Source organism: Brucella thiophenivorans (genome assembly GCF_002252445.1).
GTDB classification, from domain to species: Bacteria; Pseudomonadota; Alphaproteobacteria; order Rhizobiales; family Rhizobiaceae; genus Brucella; species Brucella thiophenivorans.
Window position 1 is genome coordinate 31,849 of record NZ_NNRJ01000016.1, and the last position, 17,731, is coordinate 49,579.

Below are 17,731 nucleotides of genomic sequence, written 5' to 3' on the forward strand. Positions count from 1 at the left end.
TTTATAGCCAGCCCTTCCGGCGGAAGTAAAATAGCGGCAACAGCGCTGATGCGACCATCAGGCCAAGTGCCATTGGATACCCCCATGGCGAGTTCAATTCGGGCATGAACGAGAAGTTCATGCCATAGATGGATGCGACCAGTGTCGGTGGCATGAAGCCCACGGCTGCCACTGAGAAAATCTTGATGATGGCATTTTGTTCAACGGAGATGAGGCCGACAATCGTATCAAGCAGAAAGGTGACTTTATTGGACAGAAAGTCGACATAAGCGACAAGTGATTGCGCATCGCGTTCGAGCGACTTGATCCACGAGCGCGTATCTTTCTTAGTCGCAACGGGACTGTTGATTGCAGAAAGATAGACCAGCATCCGGCTCACACCGGCAAGACTTTCACGCATGCGCGAAAGAAACGTTCCCTGCCCACCGATCTGTGTGAGGATATGGCGGAAATCCTCGGTTGTCATAGGCCGCGCTTTTGGCTGGCGTCGATAAATCGAATGTGATGCCGCATCAATCTTGCCAGCAACCCCTTCGAGAATATCGGCGAGACGATTGGTGGTGGCTTCGATAATACCAAGCATGATCGACAGGCCAGAGCATTTGCCAGTGATCAGGCCATTGCCGGGCTTTGTCGCGCGGTTGATATAAATACTGACCGATTTAGGATCGGCATAGCGCACGGTTACGAGCCGCTGGCCGTAAATCACGAAGGTGACGGGAGCCAGTTCGCGGTGATCTAGATCGACAGCATGTAAAATTGGAACAGTCAGATATTGTGCGCCATTTTCCATGTAAAAACGGCTTGATTCCTCAATCTCTGTCATATCTTCGCGGGTCGGAATGGAAATGCCTGTCCATGCTTCGACAATACGATCTTCATTGACGCCCGGGGCGAGCAGATCAATCCAGATAACATTATCAGGCAAGGGATTACCGGGTTCAACCTCGACGCGTTCGAGATGATCTCCGTTGAGGCAGTAAAGATTAATCATGCAGCACCCGGTTGCGAATTCTAAAATCTAGAGCAGTGTCAGTTTAACCGTCCAATCCGAAAAATCCACCGGAGTCATCGTGTTACTCCTGAGTTTCAAGGCTATGACAGTTGCTCCACCTGCTTGGTTTTCTAGCCAGTTCTGGGAGACAGGCCAATGCCCGCTACATTGCGCGATAATTGTTAACGGAATGCGGCAGTGAAGTTCGTCCATTCATTTAGTGCGTATTTCGATCTGATTAGTTGCCTTAACGCGCATCACGAAAACCGTCTCACATGTTTCGGGAAGCGTTCTAAGATGAAGTTCCAGACATTGACGGGCTATAAAGTCGGGTATAACGCATCAAATCCTGTTGTGCGCGTTAAATAGAGGGGGCGGTCGCTATGAGCCACACTAAACCTGTGCTCGTTGAGCCATTGATCGACGCCGAAGCTGATAGTTCACCGCAACCTTCTCCTCCACAAAAGCAGACAACAGCAATGCGTGTGCTTTTAGGGCTAAGCCTTGTACTGATCGCGGCCAATTTGCGCCCGGTGTTTTCAAGTGTTTCAGTGCTTCTGCCTGAAATCATCGAAGCTACAGGCATGTCGACAACGGCTGCAGGTTTTCTGACGACTTTGCCTGTGGTCTGTCTGGGTGTATTCGCACCATTTGCGCCAAGACTGGCACAGCGCTTCGGAGCAGAGCGTGTGTTGCTATTTGTGTTGATTGTCCTGACTCTGGGCACAGCAATACGAGGCATCGGCAACGCCGCCTCGCTTTATATCGGAGCGACTTTGGCCGGTGCGGCAATTGCTACCGGCAATGTGCTTCTGCCGGGCGTAGTGAAGCGTGACTTCCCTAAAACGGCAGCTATTATGACCGGTCTTTATACGATGGCTCTTTGCGGTGGCGCCGCTGCCGCCGCTGGTTTGACAATTCCGATTGAACACATGCTGGGTGGTTCGTGGAATCTGGCACTGGCTTTTTGGGCTATTCCTGCTGCACTGGTATTTGCGTTATGGTTGCCGCAGGCTTTGCGTACAAAACACAATGTTGCCCATTCGGGCTTCAAGGTAATTGGGCTCTGGAAAGATAAGCTTGCTTGGCAGGTCACATTTTTTATGGGGCTGCAATCCTCCACCGCTTACATCGTGTTTGGTTGGCTGGCGCCGATCCTGCGTGAACAAGGTTTAAGCCCCGCGGCAGCTGGCGTGCTTGTCTCCTTTTCAATCATGATTCAGGTCGTTACCTGTCTTGCTATTCCCTCCATTGCCATAAGACAGAAAAGCCAGAGCCTGCTTAATGTCGTGCTTTGTGCCAGCGCTGCCTTGCCGCTGATAGGTTTTCTCTATCTGCCACAATGGAGCTTCTGGCTTCTGGCCATTGTCCAGGGTTTCGGGCAGGGCGGGTTGATCGCAGCCGCCATGATGGTGATTGTCCTGCGCTCGCCAGATTCGCACACTGCGGCCCATCTTTCCGGTATGGCTCAATGTATAGGCTATACGCTGGCGGCAATTGGACCGCTGATTGTCGGCGTTATTCACACGGCAACAGGAAGTTTTGCAGCCTGTGGAATTTTCTTTGCTCTGCTGGGGTTGGGGGCTGCGATCAATGGCTGGGGTGCGGGTCGCGCACGCTATGTCGGCGTGAAGGTCGTAAAACAGGCATAAAAAAACCCCGGAAAACCGGGGCTATTTGTTGCGGCAAGCAGAACTTAAACGAACTGTCCGAGGCCGGGGATTGAACCAACCACTGCATCGACAGGTTCTGCACCTGCTTTTTCTTTGGCAAAGCGAATGGTTTCCTTGGCAACGCCGGAAATTTCGCCCATGCCGAGGCCAGCGCCCATAAGCTGGGAGCCGAGACCCATCACGCCGCCCATAAGACCGGAAAGTAGGCCGCCGCCCTTGACCTGCGCGATGGCTTCTTCAGCGCCCGGGAAAGCTGCCAGCAATTGCTGAACCTTATCAGCAGGGCCTTCCTTTTGCAGGAACGCCAAAATCATACCAACGGCTTTTTCTGCCGTTGCCGCATCAATGCCGACATTGGAAGTGATGCGCGCAATTAGTTCATCCATGAGACTCTCCCGAAATATCTTACGTTTACGTAATATGCATTACCGCAGAGGCTTTGCAAGCTTTACTGGTTTAAAATATTGCGAATTTCTTGTTGGAGGGACGTTGAGATATCAATCTTGAAGCACAATTCGACTTATTCAGTGTTGCGTGGTGGTGGGTCTAGTATATCGTAACGGGAGCAAACCTTTTACGGAGCGACATGCCTGATGACCGTCGATGATGCCCTTTTCCTTGGTGCAAGCCGCAAACCAGACGACTCTTATCAGCAGCCGGAATATCTGGCGCTGAAATATGGTAACCGCCATGGGCTTGTGACCGGCGCGACAGGTACGGGTAAGACGGTGACATTGCAGGTTCTGGCGGAGAGCTTTTCCGCTGCAGGCGTTCCTGTTTTCTGCGCCGACATCAAGGGTGATCTTTCGGGTATCGCAGCAACGGGCATTATCAACGAGAATCTGACCAAACGCGCTACCGAGATAAAGCTTGATCCTTATGAGTTGCGGGCCTCTCCGGTTATTTTTTGGGATATTTTCGGTGAAAAGGGCCACCCCGTTCGCGCTACCATTTCCGAAATGGGGCCGCTACTTCTTTCACGCTTGATGAGCCTGACCGATGCACAGGAGGGTGTTCTCAACGTTGCCTTCCGCCTTGCCGATGAAGAAGGGCTGCTTCTGCTCGACTTGAAAGATTTGCAAGCAATCCTCGCGGAGATGGCCGAGCGTTCGGCAGAGCTTTCTGCAAAATATGGCAACGTCAACAAGGCGTCGGTTGGAGCGATCCAGCGCTCGCTGCTGGTGCTGGATCAGCAAGGTGGCACCAAGTTCTTTGGTGAGCCCGCCCTGCGCATTGCCGATCTGATGCGCACGACGACCGATGGGCGTGGTGTTATCAGCGTTCTTGCGGCTGACAAGCTGATGATGAGCCCCCGTCTCTATTCGACATTTTTGCTTTGGCTAATGTCGGAGCTTTTTGAAGAACTGCCGGAAATTGGCGATCCTGATAAGCCGCGTCTCGTTTTCTTTTTCGATGAAGCACATCTCCTGTTCGATGAAGCGCCAAAAGCGCTGGTTGATCGTGTCGAGCAGGTGGTTCGCCTGATCCGTTCAAAGGGCGTTGGTGTTTATTTCGTCACTCAGAACCCGCTTGATGTGCCTGAAACAGTTCTCGCGCAGCTTGGCAATCGTGTGCAGCATGCACTGCGTGCCTATACGCCACGCGAAACCAATGCGGTAAAAACGGCAGCTGATACGTTCCGTCCAAACCCTGATTTCAAAACCTATGACGCAATCACCAACCTTGCCACTGGTGAGGCTTTGATTTCGACTTTGCAGGCGAAGGGTGTGCCTTCGATGGTGCAGCGCACTTTGATCCGTCCGCCGTCGTCGCGGATTGGTCCATTAACGCCTGAAGAACGTGCAAGGATTATCGCCGCAAGTCCAGTTTCAGGGCAGTATGATCAAACCGTTGATCGTGATTCTGCATTTGAGATGCTGGCGCGAAAAGCACTAGCCGCAGCTGATGCGCAGCAGAAAACAAAAGAGGAAGAACCTGGACAAGGCGGTGGTATTCTCGGTGATCTGCTTGGAACTGCGCTGGGAACCGGTCGTCGGTCAGGCCGACAGACTGTAGCCGAAACAGCCATGAAATCAGTAGTTCGCTCCGTCAGTACATCACTCGGTCGGGCGTTGGTGCGAGGTATTCTTGGCAGCTTCAAACGCTGACAGAACGCGGATATGAATTATATAAAAAGCCCCGCATAGGCGGGGCTTTTTATGACGACAATAAATCGCGAATTACATAACCAGAATAGGGGACTTAGCAGGTACGCGATTATACAGATCGATGATGTCCTGATTGAGCAAGCGTACGCAGCCAGATGAAACGGCCTTGCCGATCGACCACCATTCCGGGTTACCGTGAAGGCGGAAGATCGTGTCTTTGCCATCCTTGAAGATGTATAGCGCGCGTGCACCAAGCGGGTTCTTAAGGCCCGGCGCCATGCCGCCATTGCGTGAGCTATAAGGCTCCAGTTCTGGCTGGCGGGCGACCATTTCATCCGGTGGCGTCCAGCGTGGCCATTCGCGCTTATACTGGATGACCGCACGGCCAGACCATGCGAAACCATCACGACCGATGCCTACGCCGTAGCGCATTGCCTGACCATTGCCGAGCACCAGATAAAGGAAACGATTGGTGGTGTCGACGACGATGGTGCCGGGCATTTCGCCTGTCGGATCCTGGACGACCTGACGCAAATAGCGCTTGTCCATTTTCTGGATCGGAATAGCAGGAAGCTGAAAGCCATTGTCTTCCACAGCAGCATACATCGATGCCCAGCTTCCATAGGAAGCGTCGACATTGGCTTGCGGCGTCCTGTTGATTGGATTGCCGTTCGCATCGACATCAATAATTGGAACATTCTGCCCCAACTGAGCACAACCGGCGAGGCCGGCCGCCGCTGTTACTGTCATGGCCGTGAGAAAAGAACGGCGTGTAAGGGTCGTTTGCATGTAATAACCAGGTTAGTGACGGGAGAAGCTACGGATACAACTACAACGGTTAGGGTTAATTAAATGCGACCAACCCGTTGCAATGGTCACAATTTGTTTGCCGATAACGATGCTGAACATTTTTCGTTCCGCGTCTGTTGGTGGCAAAACGCCCCATAAATGTGACCTCCAGCCGTTCGCAATGAGGCTTAAAAGTGGCTAAACGGCCACTACAGTCCCTGTGTTGCCGTTGCGACACGTTTTTCGCTTCGACAGGCCATCTCACTAAAACATGCCCGTTCAAATTATAGTGAAGATTAATCCAAAAGCTGAAGGCCAGGCAGAATAAGCGCAGGCGGATACTGCTTATACTCATCTGGCTGGTTTGATCTGTTGATCCAGACCGAGCGCATGCCGAATCGCGCAGCACCCGCCACATCCCATCGATTGGACGACTGAAATGAAATTGCAGATGGATAGAGCCGCCACTGCATGGTCACCAGCTCATAAACGGCAGGGGAGGTCTTGTAACGTTTTATGCTGTCAACCGAGATGACATCATCCAGCAGAACGTCCAGAGCGGAAGACTTGACCGCAGCCTCCAGCATGGCAGCAGAACCATTGGATAAAATAGCGAGGCGCGCGCCGCGACTTTTAAGGTTTTTGAGTGCTGCCGGTACTTCCGGGTAACAATCGAGTTTCCAATAAGCATCCAGAAGGTCGTTGCGAAGTGTAGGATCAACGGAAGGATAGCGCGCAAACGCGAAATCCAGCGCCTCTTCGGTCAAAGCCCAGAAATCTTTATAGTCACCGATCAGGCTTAGAATCCATGAATATTCGAGCTGCTTAGCCCGCCAGATTTCTGAGAATGCGCGTCCGTCAGGTCCTGCCTTTTCCTCATGGCGACGCACAGCAGAATGCACATCGAACAATGTGCCATAGGCGTCGAAAACATAGGAACTATAAGACACCGATTTTCTCCATTCGGACGTTTCCATCAAAAAAAGTAAACTGGACCCTATCCTTATGCAATTTCAATAAAAAATCATTGCGTTGCGTGGCAAATTTAGAACCTGCGCCATTGCCGCATGAAGCGTTGGGGCCTATGTAGGTTGCGCACGCAAGTTTTCGGGTATGTATACGCTCTGCCCTGTTAAGCTGAAAGACAAAGAGGAGAGTTTCAATGGCCTTTGAACTGCCCCCCCTTCCGTACGATTACGACGCACTTGCTCCGTTTATGTCGCGCGAAACGCTCGAATTCCACCACGATAAGCACCATCAGGCTTATGTTACCAATGGTAACAAGCTGCTTGAAGGTTCGGGCCTTGAAGGCAAGAGCCTCGAAGAAATCGTTAAGGAAAGCTTCGGCAAGAATCAGGCGCTTTTCAACAATGCTGGTCAGCACTACAACCATCTCCATTTCTGGAACTGGATGAAGAAAGACGGCGGCGGCAAGAAGCTGCCGGGCAATCTGGAAAAGGCAATTGAGTCCGATCTCGGCGGCTATGATAAGTTCCGCGAAGATTTCATTGCTGCCGGTGCGGGCCAGTTCGGTTCTGGCTGGGCATGGTTGTCGGTTAAGAATGGCAAGCTCGAAATTTCGAAGACTGCAAACGGTGAAAGCCCGCTCGTTCATGGTGCAACGCCAATCCTCGGCGTCGATGTGTGGGAACATTCCTATTACATTGATTACCGCAATGCGCGTCCAAAGTATCTCGAAGCTTTCGTCGATAGCCTAATCAACTGGGACTATGTGTCAGAGCTTTACGAAAAGGCATAATTTGCCGATTCAAGCATTTCCAGCAAAAGTGCGAAGCGGTTTTGCGTCGGATAGTGCGTAAAAACAGATGGATAGAGCGGTTCCTATGATTTCGTTTAAACAGTGACCGCTCTAGTATTAGAAATGAAGAGCCCCGCGAAAGCGGGGCTTTTCTTTATCGATTCTTATTCAAGAAAAACATGATAATAAATATCATGTTTTAAAGTAACTATTCTCACGGCGGGATTGTAATGCTGAGGCACTCAAACAATAGTATTGTAGTCATGTTTTTCACGTTTTCGTGAAAATACTGTAATAATAGCTATAATATCAGCGTGTTGTTTATTCTGATCATCATTTATTGGGTGCATTTGTTGCAATGACAGGGAATGTGCCTGATATTTATATCAGGGAAGATTGTCATCCATTTTCAACGCGGAGGATCGTATGCGTTCATTTTTCTTAGCCGTCAGCACAGTAGCATTACTGACTGCCGGTGTGGCTCATGCCGATGCTATTGCGGATCGCCAGGCAATCATGAAAGACATGGGACGCGCTGTTGGACAGCTCGCGCCGATGGTTAAGGGCGAGAAGCCTTTCGATGCGGCTGCAGCTTTGGCAGCACTTGAAAAGCTTGATGCCGACGCGAAGAAGTTTGACGTGGAGACGCTATTCCCAGCTGGCTCCGATCAGGGTGATACGGAAGCTTCAGCCAAGATTTGGGAAAACAAGGAAGATTTCGTCAAGCATGTCGAGAAATTCCGCGCAGATACGGCCGCAGCAGTTGCTGCGAACCCGCAGGATCTCGATGCTTTAAAGTCGGCATTCCAGCAGGTCGCCGCCAATTGTGGTTCCTGTCATCAGGTCTATCGTGAGAAGAAGAACTGATCCAACTTATGGTCCGAAAACTCGCATATGCCGCAGGCGCATTAATCATCATTGGTGCAGCTACTTTCTGGGTACTGACAACGCCCCAGACTGTGGATCAGACGGTGATTGCATCTTTGCAGCCGGGCGATGCGGCGAAGGGTGAACAAGTGTTCTGGGCAGGGGGCTGTGCCTCCTGCCACGCCGCACCCGGCGCAACGGGTGATGCACGCAAGGTTATGGCCGGCGGTCACGAACTGGCTTCGGATTTTGGCACTTTTATAGCGCCAAATATTTCGCCGTCGCAACAGGGCATCGGCACCTGGACCCTGCATGATTTTGCCAATGCAATTCTGAAAGGCGTGGGGACAAAGGGAGAGCATCTTTATCCTTCCTTCCCTTATACGTCTTATGCGAAAATGCAGCCACAGGACGTTGCCGATCTTTTTGCCTATATGAAAACCTTGCCGGAATCCGACAATGTTGCAGCCGAGCACAAACTCGGATTTCCATTCAACATTCGCCGTGGCCTGGGGTTGTGGAAGCAGCTATATCTTTCCGATAAACCGGTGGTGGAACTGGCCAATGCTTCTGATCAGGTCAAGCGCGGCAAATATCTGACAGAAGCGCTTGGACATTGCGCAGAGTGCCATACTCCGCGCAGTGTCATTGGCGGACTTGATACCACGCAATGGATGGCGGGGGCTCTTTCGCCCGAAACGGGCAGCGATGGCAGAAAGGGCATTGTTCCCAATATTACTGCCGGTGAAGGCGGTATTGGCGACTGGAGCGAAAACGACATCGCCTATGCATTGCAAAGTGGTTTTACGCCGGACTTTGATTCATTAGGCGGATCGATGACCGATGTGGTGACCAATATGGCGCATCTCACTGATGCGGACCGCGAAGCAATTGCCGCTTATCTTAAAGCAATCCCGGCGCATAAGGATGGCTACCCGGCACGAAACTAATTATCGCCTGGTGCAGCGCACAACCGTTGGGGCTCCGGCATTGGTGTATTTGCTTTGCATCGTATAGAGCCAGCCTTTGCACTCGGACATTGTCTGAAAGCAACGGAAGCGGTCAACTGGCACAAGCCCGTCGCCATCGCTGACGAATGGCGAGTCGTCCACACCGCTAAACTGGCCGACAATAACGCCGCTGCCACGCGGTGGCGTGTTGCAGCGTTGCCCGGCATATTCGCTGACGTCCTTGCGGACCTGCGCCTGAGCTGTGTTGGCAAGGAGTGTGGGCACCAATAGAGGCAGGGAAACAAATGCGGTCAACAATACACGATACATGGCCTGATCTCCGCGTCGGTGTAATCCGCATAATATAGGCCTAAAAAAACTCCCGGCAAATAACTGCCGGGAGTTCGGATATATATTAATTTGAAACGCTTTAGACTTTACCGACAGCCTTCAACGCGAAAGCATAGGTATAAGCGACTTCTTCAAGGCGTGAAAAACGCCCCGAAGCACCCGCATGGCCTGCATCCATATTGATACGGAACAGCACAGGGTGGTCGTCGGTCTTAAGCTCGCGCAGTTTCGCGACCCATTTGGCCGGTTCCCAATAAGTCACACGCGGATCGGTTAGACCTGCGACGGCAAGAATACGCGGATAGGCTTGGGTCTTCACATTGTCATAAGGCGAATAGGCAGCGATATTGCGGTAATCGGCTCCCGACGTGATCGGATTGCCCCATTCAGGCCATTCAGGCGGAGTGAGTGGCAATGTGTCATCGAGCATGGTGTTGAGAACATCGACAAAGGGTACTTCGGCGATGATACCGCCAAAGGCTTCGGGAGCCATATTGGCGATGGCGCCCATCAGCATGCCGCCAGCCGAGCCGCCATGCGCGACAATGCGGTCGTGGCTTGTGAAGCCCTGGCTGACGAGGTGCTTTGCAGCCGCGATGAAATCCGTAAATGTGTTGTTTTTTTTCTCGCGCTTTCCGTTTTCATACCATGCAAAGCCCTTGTCCTTGCCGCCGCGAATATGCGCGATCGCATAGACGAAACCGCGATCAACAAGTGAAAGGCGCGACGTGCTGAAGCTTGCCGGAATGGTGATGCCATAGGAACCATAGCCATAAAGCAGGCATGGAGCAGAGCCATCAAGCTTCGTATCCTTGTGGTAGATCACCGATACGGGAACCATCTCGCCATCAGCAGCAGGTGCAAGAATACGCCGCGTGACATAGTCCTCGATGACATGGCCCGATGGCACTTCCTGCGTTTTCAGTAGAGTGCGCTCGCGCGTGTTCATGTTGTAATCGAACAGCTGCTCCGGCGTGGTCATTGAAGAATAAGAGAAACGGATGACATCTGTATCGTATTCTGCACTGCCATGAAGCCCAAGCGAATAGGCCTCTTCGTCAAAAGCGATGGCATGTTGCTCGCCTGTTGTGCGGTCGCGAATGACGATGCGCGGCAGGCCGTTGTCTCGTTCCATCCAGATAAGATGATGCTTGTAAGCACCATGGGACAGAATAAGGCGTCCCGGAACTTCCGCAACCACCTCTTGCCAGTTTTCAGGCTGCGGAGCACTGACCGGCGCGCGCATGATCTTGAAGTCTTTCGCACCATCCGCATTGGTTAGAATGAAGAACTCATCCCCACCGGGGGAGAGATCATATTCAACACCGGTCTTGCGCTCCATGACGAGCTGCGGCTTTGCGGAGGGATCGTTTGCAGGCAACAGCCAGCATTCCGATGTTTCGTGATCATGAATATCAATGAAGACGTAGTCATCAAGTGACGAGCCGCCGACGCCAAGAAAGAAGCCTGCGTCTTCTTCTTCATAAATCAGCTTATCCTGCGCCTGAGATGTACCAATCTCGTGATAAAAGACCTTTGATGGGCGATGGTTGTCATCCAGCAATGTGTAGAAAAAGCCTGCGCTTGATGCGTCCCACACACCACCGCCATTGGTGTCGGTGAGTATATCCTCAAGGTCTGACATCTGGTCGAGTTCGCGAACCTTGAGTTTGTAAAACTCCGATCCCTTGTCATCATAGCCCCAGATCAGCCGCTGGTGATCGGGGGAGTGATCGGCAGAAGCGAGGCGGAAATAGGCTTTGCCTTCCGCTTCCTTGTCGCCATCAAGCAGAATGCTCTCAGTCCCGCCATCGCGTGGCTTGCGTATGAAATATGGCTGCTCGCCACCGGTCCTGAAAGAAACGCCATAAGCATAAGGGCCATCTTTTGACGGAATAGATGAATCATCTTCCTTGATGCGCCCACGCATCTCCGTAAAAAGCTCTTTTTGCAGCGCTTCCGTGTCCTGCATCAAAGCGGTTTGATAGCTGTTTTCTGCCTCAAGGTGCTTACGGATTTCAGGCGCTAGCACCGAAGGGTCTTTGAAGACTTCCTGCCAGTTATCTGCCCGCAGCCATGCATAGTCATCGCTGCGGGTAATGCCATGGCGCGTGTCACTCGCCGGATGTTTCGGTGCTGTTGGCGCATGCGGAAATTTGGTATCGTGTGGCATGTAAAATCCAGTAAAAAGTAAATGAAATCAGTTCGAAATGGTGTCGCAGTGCGGACTGTGAAACACAAGATTTAATCCTGATCGAAGATCAGTGCATTGCCGTTCATGCAATAACGCAAGCCGGTTGGCGGCGGTCCATCGGGGAAAACGTGACCCAGATGTGCGTCGCAATCGGAGCAACGAATTTCGGTGCGGTTCATACCGTAGGAATGATCCTCAACAGCAAAAACTGCGTCCGGTTCTATTGGCTGAAAGAAGCTGGGCCAACCGGTTCCAGACTCATACTTGGTTTCCGATTTATAAAGCGGGCGATCACAGCAAACGCAACGATATATTCCATGCAGCGAACTCTCGAAGTTCGGACTTGAGAAAGCGCGTTCTGTGCCGTGTTGCCGTGTGATCTGATACTGGATCGGCGTCAGTTGTTCACGCCATTCGGCATCAGTCTTAACAACCTTAAGATTGTGATTCTGATTGGTAGAGCTTGACATAGTTGTGTCCTCTCTTTGGCGCGTTACAATGTGAATTTGTGAACGGGCTTGTGACAGCTTGGGGTAAGTGCCTCAACTCACTGACAAATCTTACGCGCACCTGTCTGACCGTTTTTGATTTCGGGCGAATATCGGATATATAGTTGGGGACATCGTTGAATGCGAGTTTATTTAGCGAAAATATATTTATCCTATGCCTTTTTGCTGCCAGACTCCTTGTTCATATTTTCTTTTGATGAATGATATTTGTTTTAGCTTATGTTAAAAGACTTATCACAAAAAAATGATTGCTTATATGTGCTCTACAATTTAAGGGAGCGCTAACAGCATTTGTCTCTCCCCATTCTCATAACGAATAAACTTTGTCGCTGAATGCCTCTCCATCTGTGATTTTTAGTCAATTCGATGCGCTGACTCTATGAATAATTATGTTGTATTTGCTTTTATAAGAAGAAATCAGTCATTTTAATGTAATGTGGTTTGACAATTCTATTGCAAATCCCAATATTCATTGTTAATTGCATCGCTGGTGAAGTTGGGTGGGGATAAGAAATTCGCGCAGATGGCGTTCAGGTTTTTGAGAGCCCTAATCTGTTTGATACTAAGAAAGACCATAAAGGAAAAAAAATGGAAAACCCTGAAATCTACGACGAGAGCGCAGAATTGCTTCTCAGCCTCACCGCTGATGTTGTTGCAGCCTATGTCGGAAATAATTCTATTCGCGCAAGTGAATTGCCTCTCTTGATTTCAGAAGTACATGCTGCGTTCAAGAGTCATGTTGCTCGTGAAGAAGCGCCTGTCGTTGTTGAAAAGCCGAAGCCAGCCGTAAATCCTAAGAAGTCGGTTCATGATGATTACATCATCTGCCTTGAAGACGGTAAGAAGTTCAAATCGCTGAAGCGTCACCTGATGACCCATTACAGCATGACCCCTGAGCAGTATCGTGAAAAGTGGGATCTTGATCCTAACTATCCAATGGTCGCTCCGAACTATGCAGCAGCACGTTCGCGTCTTGCCAAGAAGATGGGCTTGGGCCGCAAGCCTAAGGACGCATAATTTATTAATCTCTTTTTGTAAAACAAGTTGATAATAGCCCGGCACTCAGATGCCGGGCTATTTTTTTTTAAAGCGATTGGGGTCTGTGGGGATTAGTTTTGGAGCTTGTTATGCATGAAAACTGCACAGGTTTTGCGATGCATAGCTGGACAATTTTCACCATATCCCTTTGAGATGTGTGTGGCGTTCTCCCTGAATTTGTCGAACAGCCCGTGGAGATAGGCCGCCCCGGCGTCTGGTTTCCTGTTCAGGACCAAAATCCGTCGCACGCCACGAGCTAAACCTAATTCTCCACAAACCCTGGAGCATTTCCAGCAAAAGTGCGAAGCGGCTCCTACGATTCCGTTTAAACAGGAACTGCTCTAAGCCAACGCGCATTATATATTGTTTATTTTGCCCAGCAGTCTGTCTAAAGCCTGCTTTAAGGCGATGTGTCGATTAAGATCATAGCTCCAGTGACGATTTATGCCTTTTAAACGCTCTCGCTCTATCAGGCGTATGAGTTTGTGCTGTGCTTGTTTTTTCTCGTTTTCGGGGGCGTCCAGCAGCCTATCCATATCAATACCGGCAATAATCTGTAGCGCAACACGCTGCATGGCACCCATGCGCTGCTGGTTACGTATTATCATAAATTCCTCACGGGCTTTGCGAAGAGAAGCTTCCATTTTTTATCTTTCATCGGTTTGCAATTTGTGCCGATGACAAGATCAACCATTTATCGACCTGTTGGATAAAATTCCTATATTTTATAAATATCGGTGGATATTGAAGCCGAGCGACCATTCAAAAAACTTATCCCCACTTGCATAATCCTCATTATAAGAACATATTCCTATAATGGTGAGGAAAGATGAATGTCTCTGAAAATTTCGGATATCATCCATACCCGCGCAGAAGCTGTGGAAGCATTGAAGGTCATTGCAGCGCGACACGGACGAACTCTTAACCTGGATAATTCCGGTCCTGCTTTGGGGCGAAGACGTCAGGAAAAAAATGTGGAAATCTGTGATGCACTGATCGATTTATTGTCTGCTTTTTTTGGAGTAAGCGGTGCGGAATTACGTTCTCCTTTGCGATGCAGAAGGGAAGTGTCGCAAGTCAGACAATTGGGAATGTATCTCGCACATACTTCGTTCGGAATGGTGATGCGCGAAGTAGCTATCGGGTTTTCCCGTGATCGAACAACGGTCATGTACGCCTGCCACCTTGTGGAGGATAGTCGCGATGACGAGGATTACGACGCTGTTGTCTCAACGCTGGAAAAAGTCGTCAATCAGGATTTCTCGGCATGGAGGATGGCAGCATGAGCGCGACACATTTGGCTTCCGAAGCGCGGATTATTCGCTTTCTCAAGCAGGGTGGCTGCGAAGTGCAGGATTCCGTGCGGGACACGCATGTTTTGCTGGTTGGCGAGCAGGGAACTATTGCCGTAACGCGCGTCGAACTTGACGCAATGCAAACGCGCGGAATTCTGATTTGCGATGGTGAACGTATTGCGATTTCAGGATACGCACGGAAAACTACTGTAAAAAATAAAAGGTCTGCGCGAAGAACAACCACAGTTGAGATAGAGCAGGGCGAAAAAGTTGAAGTGAACCTTTCCGAATCTCCTTTGGCTAAGCTTTATCGGCTTCGCGCTGGAGATGGAGGAAGCTTCATTTCTGAAGATGAGTTTCGGGCAGGCGAGCGCTTGAGAGCCGATTTTACGCGTGGCGCGATGATGCCTTCGATTTCGGCACGTTGGGATGTTGGTGTTGGAAGCTCTGCACGCTCCGGGCCGGGCGGCATGGCAGAGCTGACTGACATAGCGCTTGCAAGCCGTATGCGGGTGGAGCGCGCTTTAGATGCGATTGGTCCTGAATTGAGTGGTGTACTCATTGATGTGTGTTGTTTTCTTAAAGGCCTTGAAACGGTGGAGCGAGAACGTCAGTGGCCTGTGCGTTCAGGCAAAATGCTTCTGAAAATGGGGCTTGCTATGTTACATCGGCATTATAATCCACAGCTCGAAAGAGAGCGTCGATCCCCGGTAGTTTTACACTGGGGTGCTGATGATTATCGTCCAACAGCGCGCCCTAGCCAGGGGTAATGCTATTCGAACATGGGACTGAAGATGCAAAATCTTGACGCAGTGCTGAAAATGTTGGAGATGCGCGCTAATAATGAACGCGTGTTTAGCGTGATTTATCAGGATAACGCACGTCTTGAGGCCAATGCTTACGAGCAACGTGTGAAAGAAGGGCAGCTGCTTGGTCCGCTTGATGGCCGGATTATTTCTATCAAAGAGCTATTCGACGTAAAAGGTGAGCCAACGCTTGCTGGTTCAGTTGTTCGCAAAACGGCAGTACCAGCAAAGGCTGATGCGATTGTTGTGCAGCGCTTGCGAGCTGCGGGTGCGATTATCATTGGCAAGACCCATATGACGGAATTTGCGTTCACCGCAGTCGGACTGAACCCGCATTATGGTGTGCCCGCCAATTCCGTTGATCCAACCCGCGTGCCAGGCGGATCATCGTCAGGCGCTGCGATCTCGGTTGCGGAGGGCACCAGCGAAATCGCTATTGGTTCCGACACTGGCGGTTCAGTGCGCATTCCTGCGGCGCTTAATGGTCTGGTTGGCTTCAAGCCCACTGCAAAACGCATTCCGCTTGAAGGTGCTTTTCCTTTGGCACCATCGCTTGATTCGGTCGGACCGTTGGCGAAAAACGTTGCTGATTGCATTCTTGCGGATGCGATAATGGCGGGTGAACCGCCAGTTCTGCCGGTTGCAGCATCGTTGAATGGGTTAAAGGTCGGGCTTCCGGCCGGTTTGTTCTTGCGCAATACGGAGCCGCACATAGCCATCGCTTTTGACCTGGCAGTGACCGCGCTTAAAAAAGCTGGAGCGCAGATTGTAAGAATTGAATTGGATGATCTTATTCTTGCTCTTTCCGAGGCGACGCGTATCGGCTCAATCGCTGGCATTGAAGCGAGCCGCGTTCACGCTCTAACATGGTTGAAAGATCCCGATGCCAATGTCGATGACAGGGTAAAGCATACGCTTGTAAAACGTCTAGATGTAACGGATCAAGCCTATCAACGCCTTATGGATATACGTTTGAAGCTTGTTGGGAAAATGGATCAGAAATTGCGCGAGGTTGATTTTTTCGTCACGCCAACAACGCCGATTGTTGCGCCGACAATTGTGTCCGTGAGTGAAAACCCTGTCGAATATGATCGGGTCGAGGCACTCTTGTTGCGCAATACGCAGATCGCCAATCAGTTCGATCTTTGCAGCATAACACTGCCGATGCCAGTTTCAGGAATGCCAGCAGGCCTGATGATGAATGCACGCAACGGCGCCGACAAACAGTTGCTCTCAGCAGCTCTTACAGTCGAAAATTTATTAAGCTGAGATTCTCAGCGCTTCTGCATCGCGGCGAATACGTGCTACCATTGAGCGCAGTCCATTCGAACGCTGTGGCGTCAAATGCTCATCCAATCCGAGCTTCTTGAGCACGGCTTCAGGATCGGATGCGACAATGGCTGATGCTTTACGACCTGAATAGAAGGCCAGTACAATTGCCACCAGACCCCGCACGATATGTGCGTCGGAATCGCCCAGAAATTCGACGACTGGATCATTACCTTCATGAGGAATGGTCTTGAGCCAAACCTGACTGACACAGCCTTGTACTTTATGTGCCACGTCGCGGGCATCGTCTGGGTAGGCTGGCAATTCCTTACCAAGATCAATCACATAGCGGTAGCGATCTTCCCAATCGTCGAGAAATTCGAAGTCGGAGATAATACTGTCTATCGTGGTGGTCATGACATTCGCCTGAATAAAATCTTGGATATGCCGTCTATATAGGGGCAAAAGCCGGTAACGTCACGGAAAACTGTTCGTTATGCCCGAAACCTAATTCGTAACAACGCCTTGCGCCCGCAATGCGCTTGCACGTGGCGTGGGGATCGGAATGATATGGGGAGAATTCTTCGAAGGCTCCACAGGCAACTCCTGCCTTGCAACGGCGGGTGCAGGCGTCTCGTGCTTTATGCCGAAGCGATCACTCAGATATTCGAGAATACTGCCGCTGCGTTGCATCATTCCGCTTGCCGCGCTTGATAGCAGAGACGTTCCGTTTTCACACAATGCAGGATTATTGACGCAAAGCTTGCCGATTTCCAATGCGGTTTTGCCATTGGCGAGCAGTTGCTCAACGGAGTCCGGCTCTGCTTTGGCTTCAACAGAAGCGATGGTCTTTGGAGCAGTGTCTTCTTTGTCCGCAGGAAAGAAGTGCGGCATTACAATAAATGCCAACGACAACCAGAAAACGGATTTAATAAGAAAACGGATCATTATGCTCAGGGTTTGTTGACCGGGATTGCTAGTGGCATTGTCTACGTAATTGGAAAAGATTCCGTAACCGTGAGAATCGTCTGCATTTTTTGATCTTCATTGCGCTTTCGTGCGGAACGCAAACCCTTATATATCCACCATCTGTTTACCATAGCGGGAAAACTCCCACCTTAAGCTGTCA

General features: G+C 50.6%; 19 protein-coding genes. 9 read left to right on the plus strand and 10 right to left on the minus strand.

All coding sequences use genetic code 11. The annotated features are described in order from the left end of the window. Position 1 precedes the first annotated feature (1 nt). Complete coding sequence (locus CEV31_RS08370) at positions 2–994, minus strand: magnesium transporter CorA family protein (protein WP_094506611.1); 993 nt, start codon at positions 992–994, stop codon at positions 2–4. Between the two features lie 383 nt (positions 995–1,377). On the opposite strand from CEV31_RS08370, the gene CEV31_RS08375 reads away from it, so the two are divergent. Further along, the gene (locus CEV31_RS08375) at positions 1,378–2,646 is read left to right on the plus strand and encodes a CynX/NimT family MFS transporter (RefSeq protein WP_094506612.1); all 1,269 of its coding nucleotides are present in this window, start codon (positions 1,378–1,380) and stop codon (positions 2,644–2,646) included. Between the two features lie 44 nt (positions 2,647–2,690). On the opposite strand, the gene CEV31_RS08380 is transcribed toward CEV31_RS08375, so the two are convergent. Beyond that, positions 2,691–3,053 (minus strand): hypothetical protein, encoded by a 363-nt coding sequence (locus tag CEV31_RS08380; protein ID WP_094506613.1) that lies wholly within the window; start codon positions 3,051–3,053, stop codon positions 2,691–2,693. A 207-nt stretch (positions 3,054–3,260) separates the two neighbouring features. Here CEV31_RS08380 and CEV31_RS08385 point away from each other — a divergent pair, with 207 nt between their 5' ends. After that, the gene (locus tag CEV31_RS08385; protein WP_094506614.1) at positions 3,261–4,775 is read left to right on the plus strand and encodes a helicase HerA-like C-terminal domain-containing protein; all 1,515 of its coding nucleotides are present in this window, start codon (positions 3,261–3,263) and stop codon (positions 4,773–4,775) included. 72 nt (positions 4,776–4,847) lie between these two features. Here the strand turns inward: CEV31_RS08385 and CEV31_RS08390 are convergent, their stop codons facing one another. Continuing rightward, a complete protein-coding gene (locus tag CEV31_RS08390) occupies positions 4,848–5,564 on the minus strand; it encodes a L,D-transpeptidase (RefSeq protein WP_094506615.1) in 717 nt (238 codons plus the stop codon). Positions 5,565–5,860: 296 nt separating this feature from the next. After that, the gene (locus tag CEV31_RS08395; RefSeq protein ID WP_094506683.1) at positions 5,861–6,514 is read right to left on the minus strand and encodes a haloacid dehalogenase type II; all 654 of its coding nucleotides are present in this window, start codon (positions 6,512–6,514) and stop codon (positions 5,861–5,863) included. Between the two features lie 212 nt (positions 6,515–6,726). Between CEV31_RS08395 and CEV31_RS08400 the strand changes: the two genes are divergently transcribed. The 3 genes from CEV31_RS08400 to CEV31_RS08410 all read left to right on the plus strand — a co-directional run bounded on the left by CEV31_RS08400 (position 6,727) and on the right by CEV31_RS08410 (position 9,140). After that, complete coding sequence (locus tag CEV31_RS08400; protein WP_094506616.1) at positions 6,727–7,323, plus strand: superoxide dismutase; 597 nt, start codon at positions 6,727–6,729, stop codon at positions 7,321–7,323. 426 nt (positions 7,324–7,749) lie between these two features. Further along, positions 7,750–8,190, plus strand: coding sequence for a c-type cytochrome (locus CEV31_RS08405; protein WP_094506617.1), 441 nt, complete (start codon positions 7,750–7,752; stop codon positions 8,188–8,190). A gap of 8 nt (positions 8,191–8,198) precedes the next feature. Further along, positions 8,199–9,140, plus strand: coding sequence for a cytochrome c (locus CEV31_RS08410; protein ID WP_094506618.1), 942 nt, complete (start codon positions 8,199–8,201; stop codon positions 9,138–9,140). On the opposite strand, the gene CEV31_RS08415 is transcribed toward CEV31_RS08410, so the two are convergent. From CEV31_RS08415 to msrB, 3 genes are all read right to left on the minus strand, one after another. Then, positions 9,141–9,470 (minus strand): hypothetical protein, encoded by a 330-nt coding sequence (locus CEV31_RS08415; RefSeq protein ID WP_094506619.1) that lies wholly within the window; start codon positions 9,468–9,470, stop codon positions 9,141–9,143. It lies immediately after the preceding gene. A 100-nt stretch (positions 9,471–9,570) separates the two neighbouring features. Further along, on the minus strand, positions 9,571–11,664 hold the full coding sequence (locus tag CEV31_RS08420; protein WP_094506620.1) for a S9 family peptidase: 2,094 nt from the start codon (positions 11,662–11,664) through the stop codon (positions 9,571–9,573). A 71-nt stretch (positions 11,665–11,735) separates the two neighbouring features. Beyond that, on the minus strand, positions 11,736–12,155 hold the full coding sequence (gene msrB / locus CEV31_RS08425; protein WP_094506621.1) for a peptide-methionine (R)-S-oxide reductase MsrB: 420 nt from the start codon (positions 12,153–12,155) through the stop codon (positions 11,736–11,738). Between the two features lie 627 nt (positions 12,156–12,782). Between msrB and CEV31_RS08430 the strand changes: the two genes are divergently transcribed. Further along, a complete protein-coding gene (locus CEV31_RS08430) occupies positions 12,783–13,211 on the plus strand; it encodes a MucR family transcriptional regulator (protein ID WP_094506622.1) in 429 nt (142 codons plus the stop codon). Positions 13,212–13,588: 377 nt separating this feature from the next. On the opposite strand, the gene CEV31_RS08435 is transcribed toward CEV31_RS08430, so the two are convergent. Then, the gene (locus CEV31_RS08435) at positions 13,589–13,876 is read right to left on the minus strand and encodes a cytoplasmic protein (RefSeq protein WP_094506623.1); all 288 of its coding nucleotides are present in this window, start codon (positions 13,874–13,876) and stop codon (positions 13,589–13,591) included. Positions 13,877–14,071: 195 nt separating this feature from the next. Here CEV31_RS08435 and CEV31_RS08440 point away from each other — a divergent pair, with 195 nt between their 5' ends. The 3 genes from CEV31_RS08440 to CEV31_RS08450 are packed head-to-tail and all read left to right on the plus strand — an operon-like array spanning position 14,072 to position 16,602. After that, a complete protein-coding gene (locus CEV31_RS08440; RefSeq protein WP_094506684.1) occupies positions 14,072–14,518 on the plus strand; it encodes a helix-turn-helix domain-containing protein in 447 nt (148 codons plus the stop codon). Continuing rightward, complete coding sequence (locus CEV31_RS08445) at positions 14,500–15,297, plus strand: DUF6456 domain-containing protein (protein WP_210190901.1); 798 nt, start codon at positions 14,500–14,502, stop codon at positions 15,295–15,297. The genes CEV31_RS08440 and CEV31_RS08445 overlap by 19 nt, the downstream gene beginning before the upstream one ends. A gap of 24 nt (positions 15,298–15,321) precedes the next feature. Next, on the plus strand, positions 15,322–16,602 hold the full coding sequence (locus tag CEV31_RS08450) for an amidase (RefSeq protein WP_374847020.1): 1,281 nt from the start codon (positions 15,322–15,324) through the stop codon (positions 16,600–16,602). On the opposite strand, the gene CEV31_RS08455 is transcribed toward CEV31_RS08450, so the two are convergent. Further along, entirely contained in the window at positions 16,594–17,019 is a 426-nt protein-coding gene (locus tag CEV31_RS08455; RefSeq protein ID WP_094506625.1) for a SufE family protein, read from the minus strand. The genes CEV31_RS08450 and CEV31_RS08455 overlap by 9 nt on opposite strands. A gap of 90 nt (positions 17,020–17,109) precedes the next feature. Next, on the minus strand, positions 17,110–17,550 hold the full coding sequence (locus tag CEV31_RS08460; RefSeq protein ID WP_094506626.1) for a hypothetical protein: 441 nt from the start codon (positions 17,548–17,550) through the stop codon (positions 17,110–17,112). Positions 17,551–17,731: the final 181 nt, after the last annotated feature.

Coding starts and splice junctions, on each gene's coding strand:
- CEV31_RS08370 (WP_094506611.1), bottom strand. CDS start 994: ATGATTAATCTTTACTGCCTCAACGGAGATCATCTCGAACGCGTCGAG.
- CEV31_RS08375 (WP_094506612.1), top strand. CDS start 1,378: ATGAGCCACACTAAACCTGTGCTCGTTGAGCCATTGATCGACGCCGAA.
- CEV31_RS08380 (WP_094506613.1), bottom strand. CDS start 3,053: ATGGATGAACTAATTGCGCGCATCACTTCCAATGTCGGCATTGATGCG.
- CEV31_RS08385 (WP_094506614.1), top strand. CDS start 3,261: ATGACCGTCGATGATGCCCTTTTCCTTGGTGCAAGCCGCAAACCAGAC.
- CEV31_RS08390 (WP_094506615.1), bottom strand. CDS start 5,564: ATGCAAACGACCCTTACACGCCGTTCTTTTCTCACGGCCATGACAGTA.
- CEV31_RS08400 (WP_094506616.1), top strand. CDS start 6,727: ATGGCCTTTGAACTGCCCCCCCTTCCGTACGATTACGACGCACTTGCT.
- CEV31_RS08405 (WP_094506617.1), top strand. CDS start 7,750: ATGCGTTCATTTTTCTTAGCCGTCAGCACAGTAGCATTACTGACTGCC.
- CEV31_RS08410 (WP_094506618.1), top strand. CDS start 8,199: ATGGTCCGAAAACTCGCATATGCCGCAGGCGCATTAATCATCATTGGT.
- CEV31_RS08415 (WP_094506619.1), bottom strand. CDS start 9,470: ATGTATCGTGTATTGTTGACCGCATTTGTTTCCCTGCCTCTATTGGTG.
- CEV31_RS08420 (WP_094506620.1), bottom strand. CDS start 11,664: ATGCCACACGATACCAAATTTCCGCATGCGCCAACAGCACCGAAACAT.
- msrB (WP_094506621.1), bottom strand. CDS start 12,155: ATGTCAAGCTCTACCAATCAGAATCACAATCTTAAGGTTGTTAAGACT.
- CEV31_RS08430 (WP_094506622.1), top strand. CDS start 12,783: ATGGAAAACCCTGAAATCTACGACGAGAGCGCAGAATTGCTTCTCAGC.
- CEV31_RS08435 (WP_094506623.1), bottom strand. CDS start 13,876: ATGGAAGCTTCTCTTCGCAAAGCCCGTGAGGAATTTATGATAATACGT.
- CEV31_RS08445 (WP_210190901.1), top strand. CDS start 14,500: ATGGAGGATGGCAGCATGAGCGCGACACATTTGGCTTCCGAAGCGCGG.
- CEV31_RS08450 (WP_374847020.1), top strand. CDS start 15,322: ATGCAAAATCTTGACGCAGTGCTGAAAATGTTGGAGATGCGCGCTAAT.
- CEV31_RS08455 (WP_094506625.1), bottom strand. CDS start 17,019: ATGACCACCACGATAGACAGTATTATCTCCGACTTCGAATTTCTCGAC.
- CEV31_RS08460 (WP_094506626.1), bottom strand. CDS start 17,550: ATGATCCGTTTTCTTATTAAATCCGTTTTCTGGTTGTCGTTGGCATTT.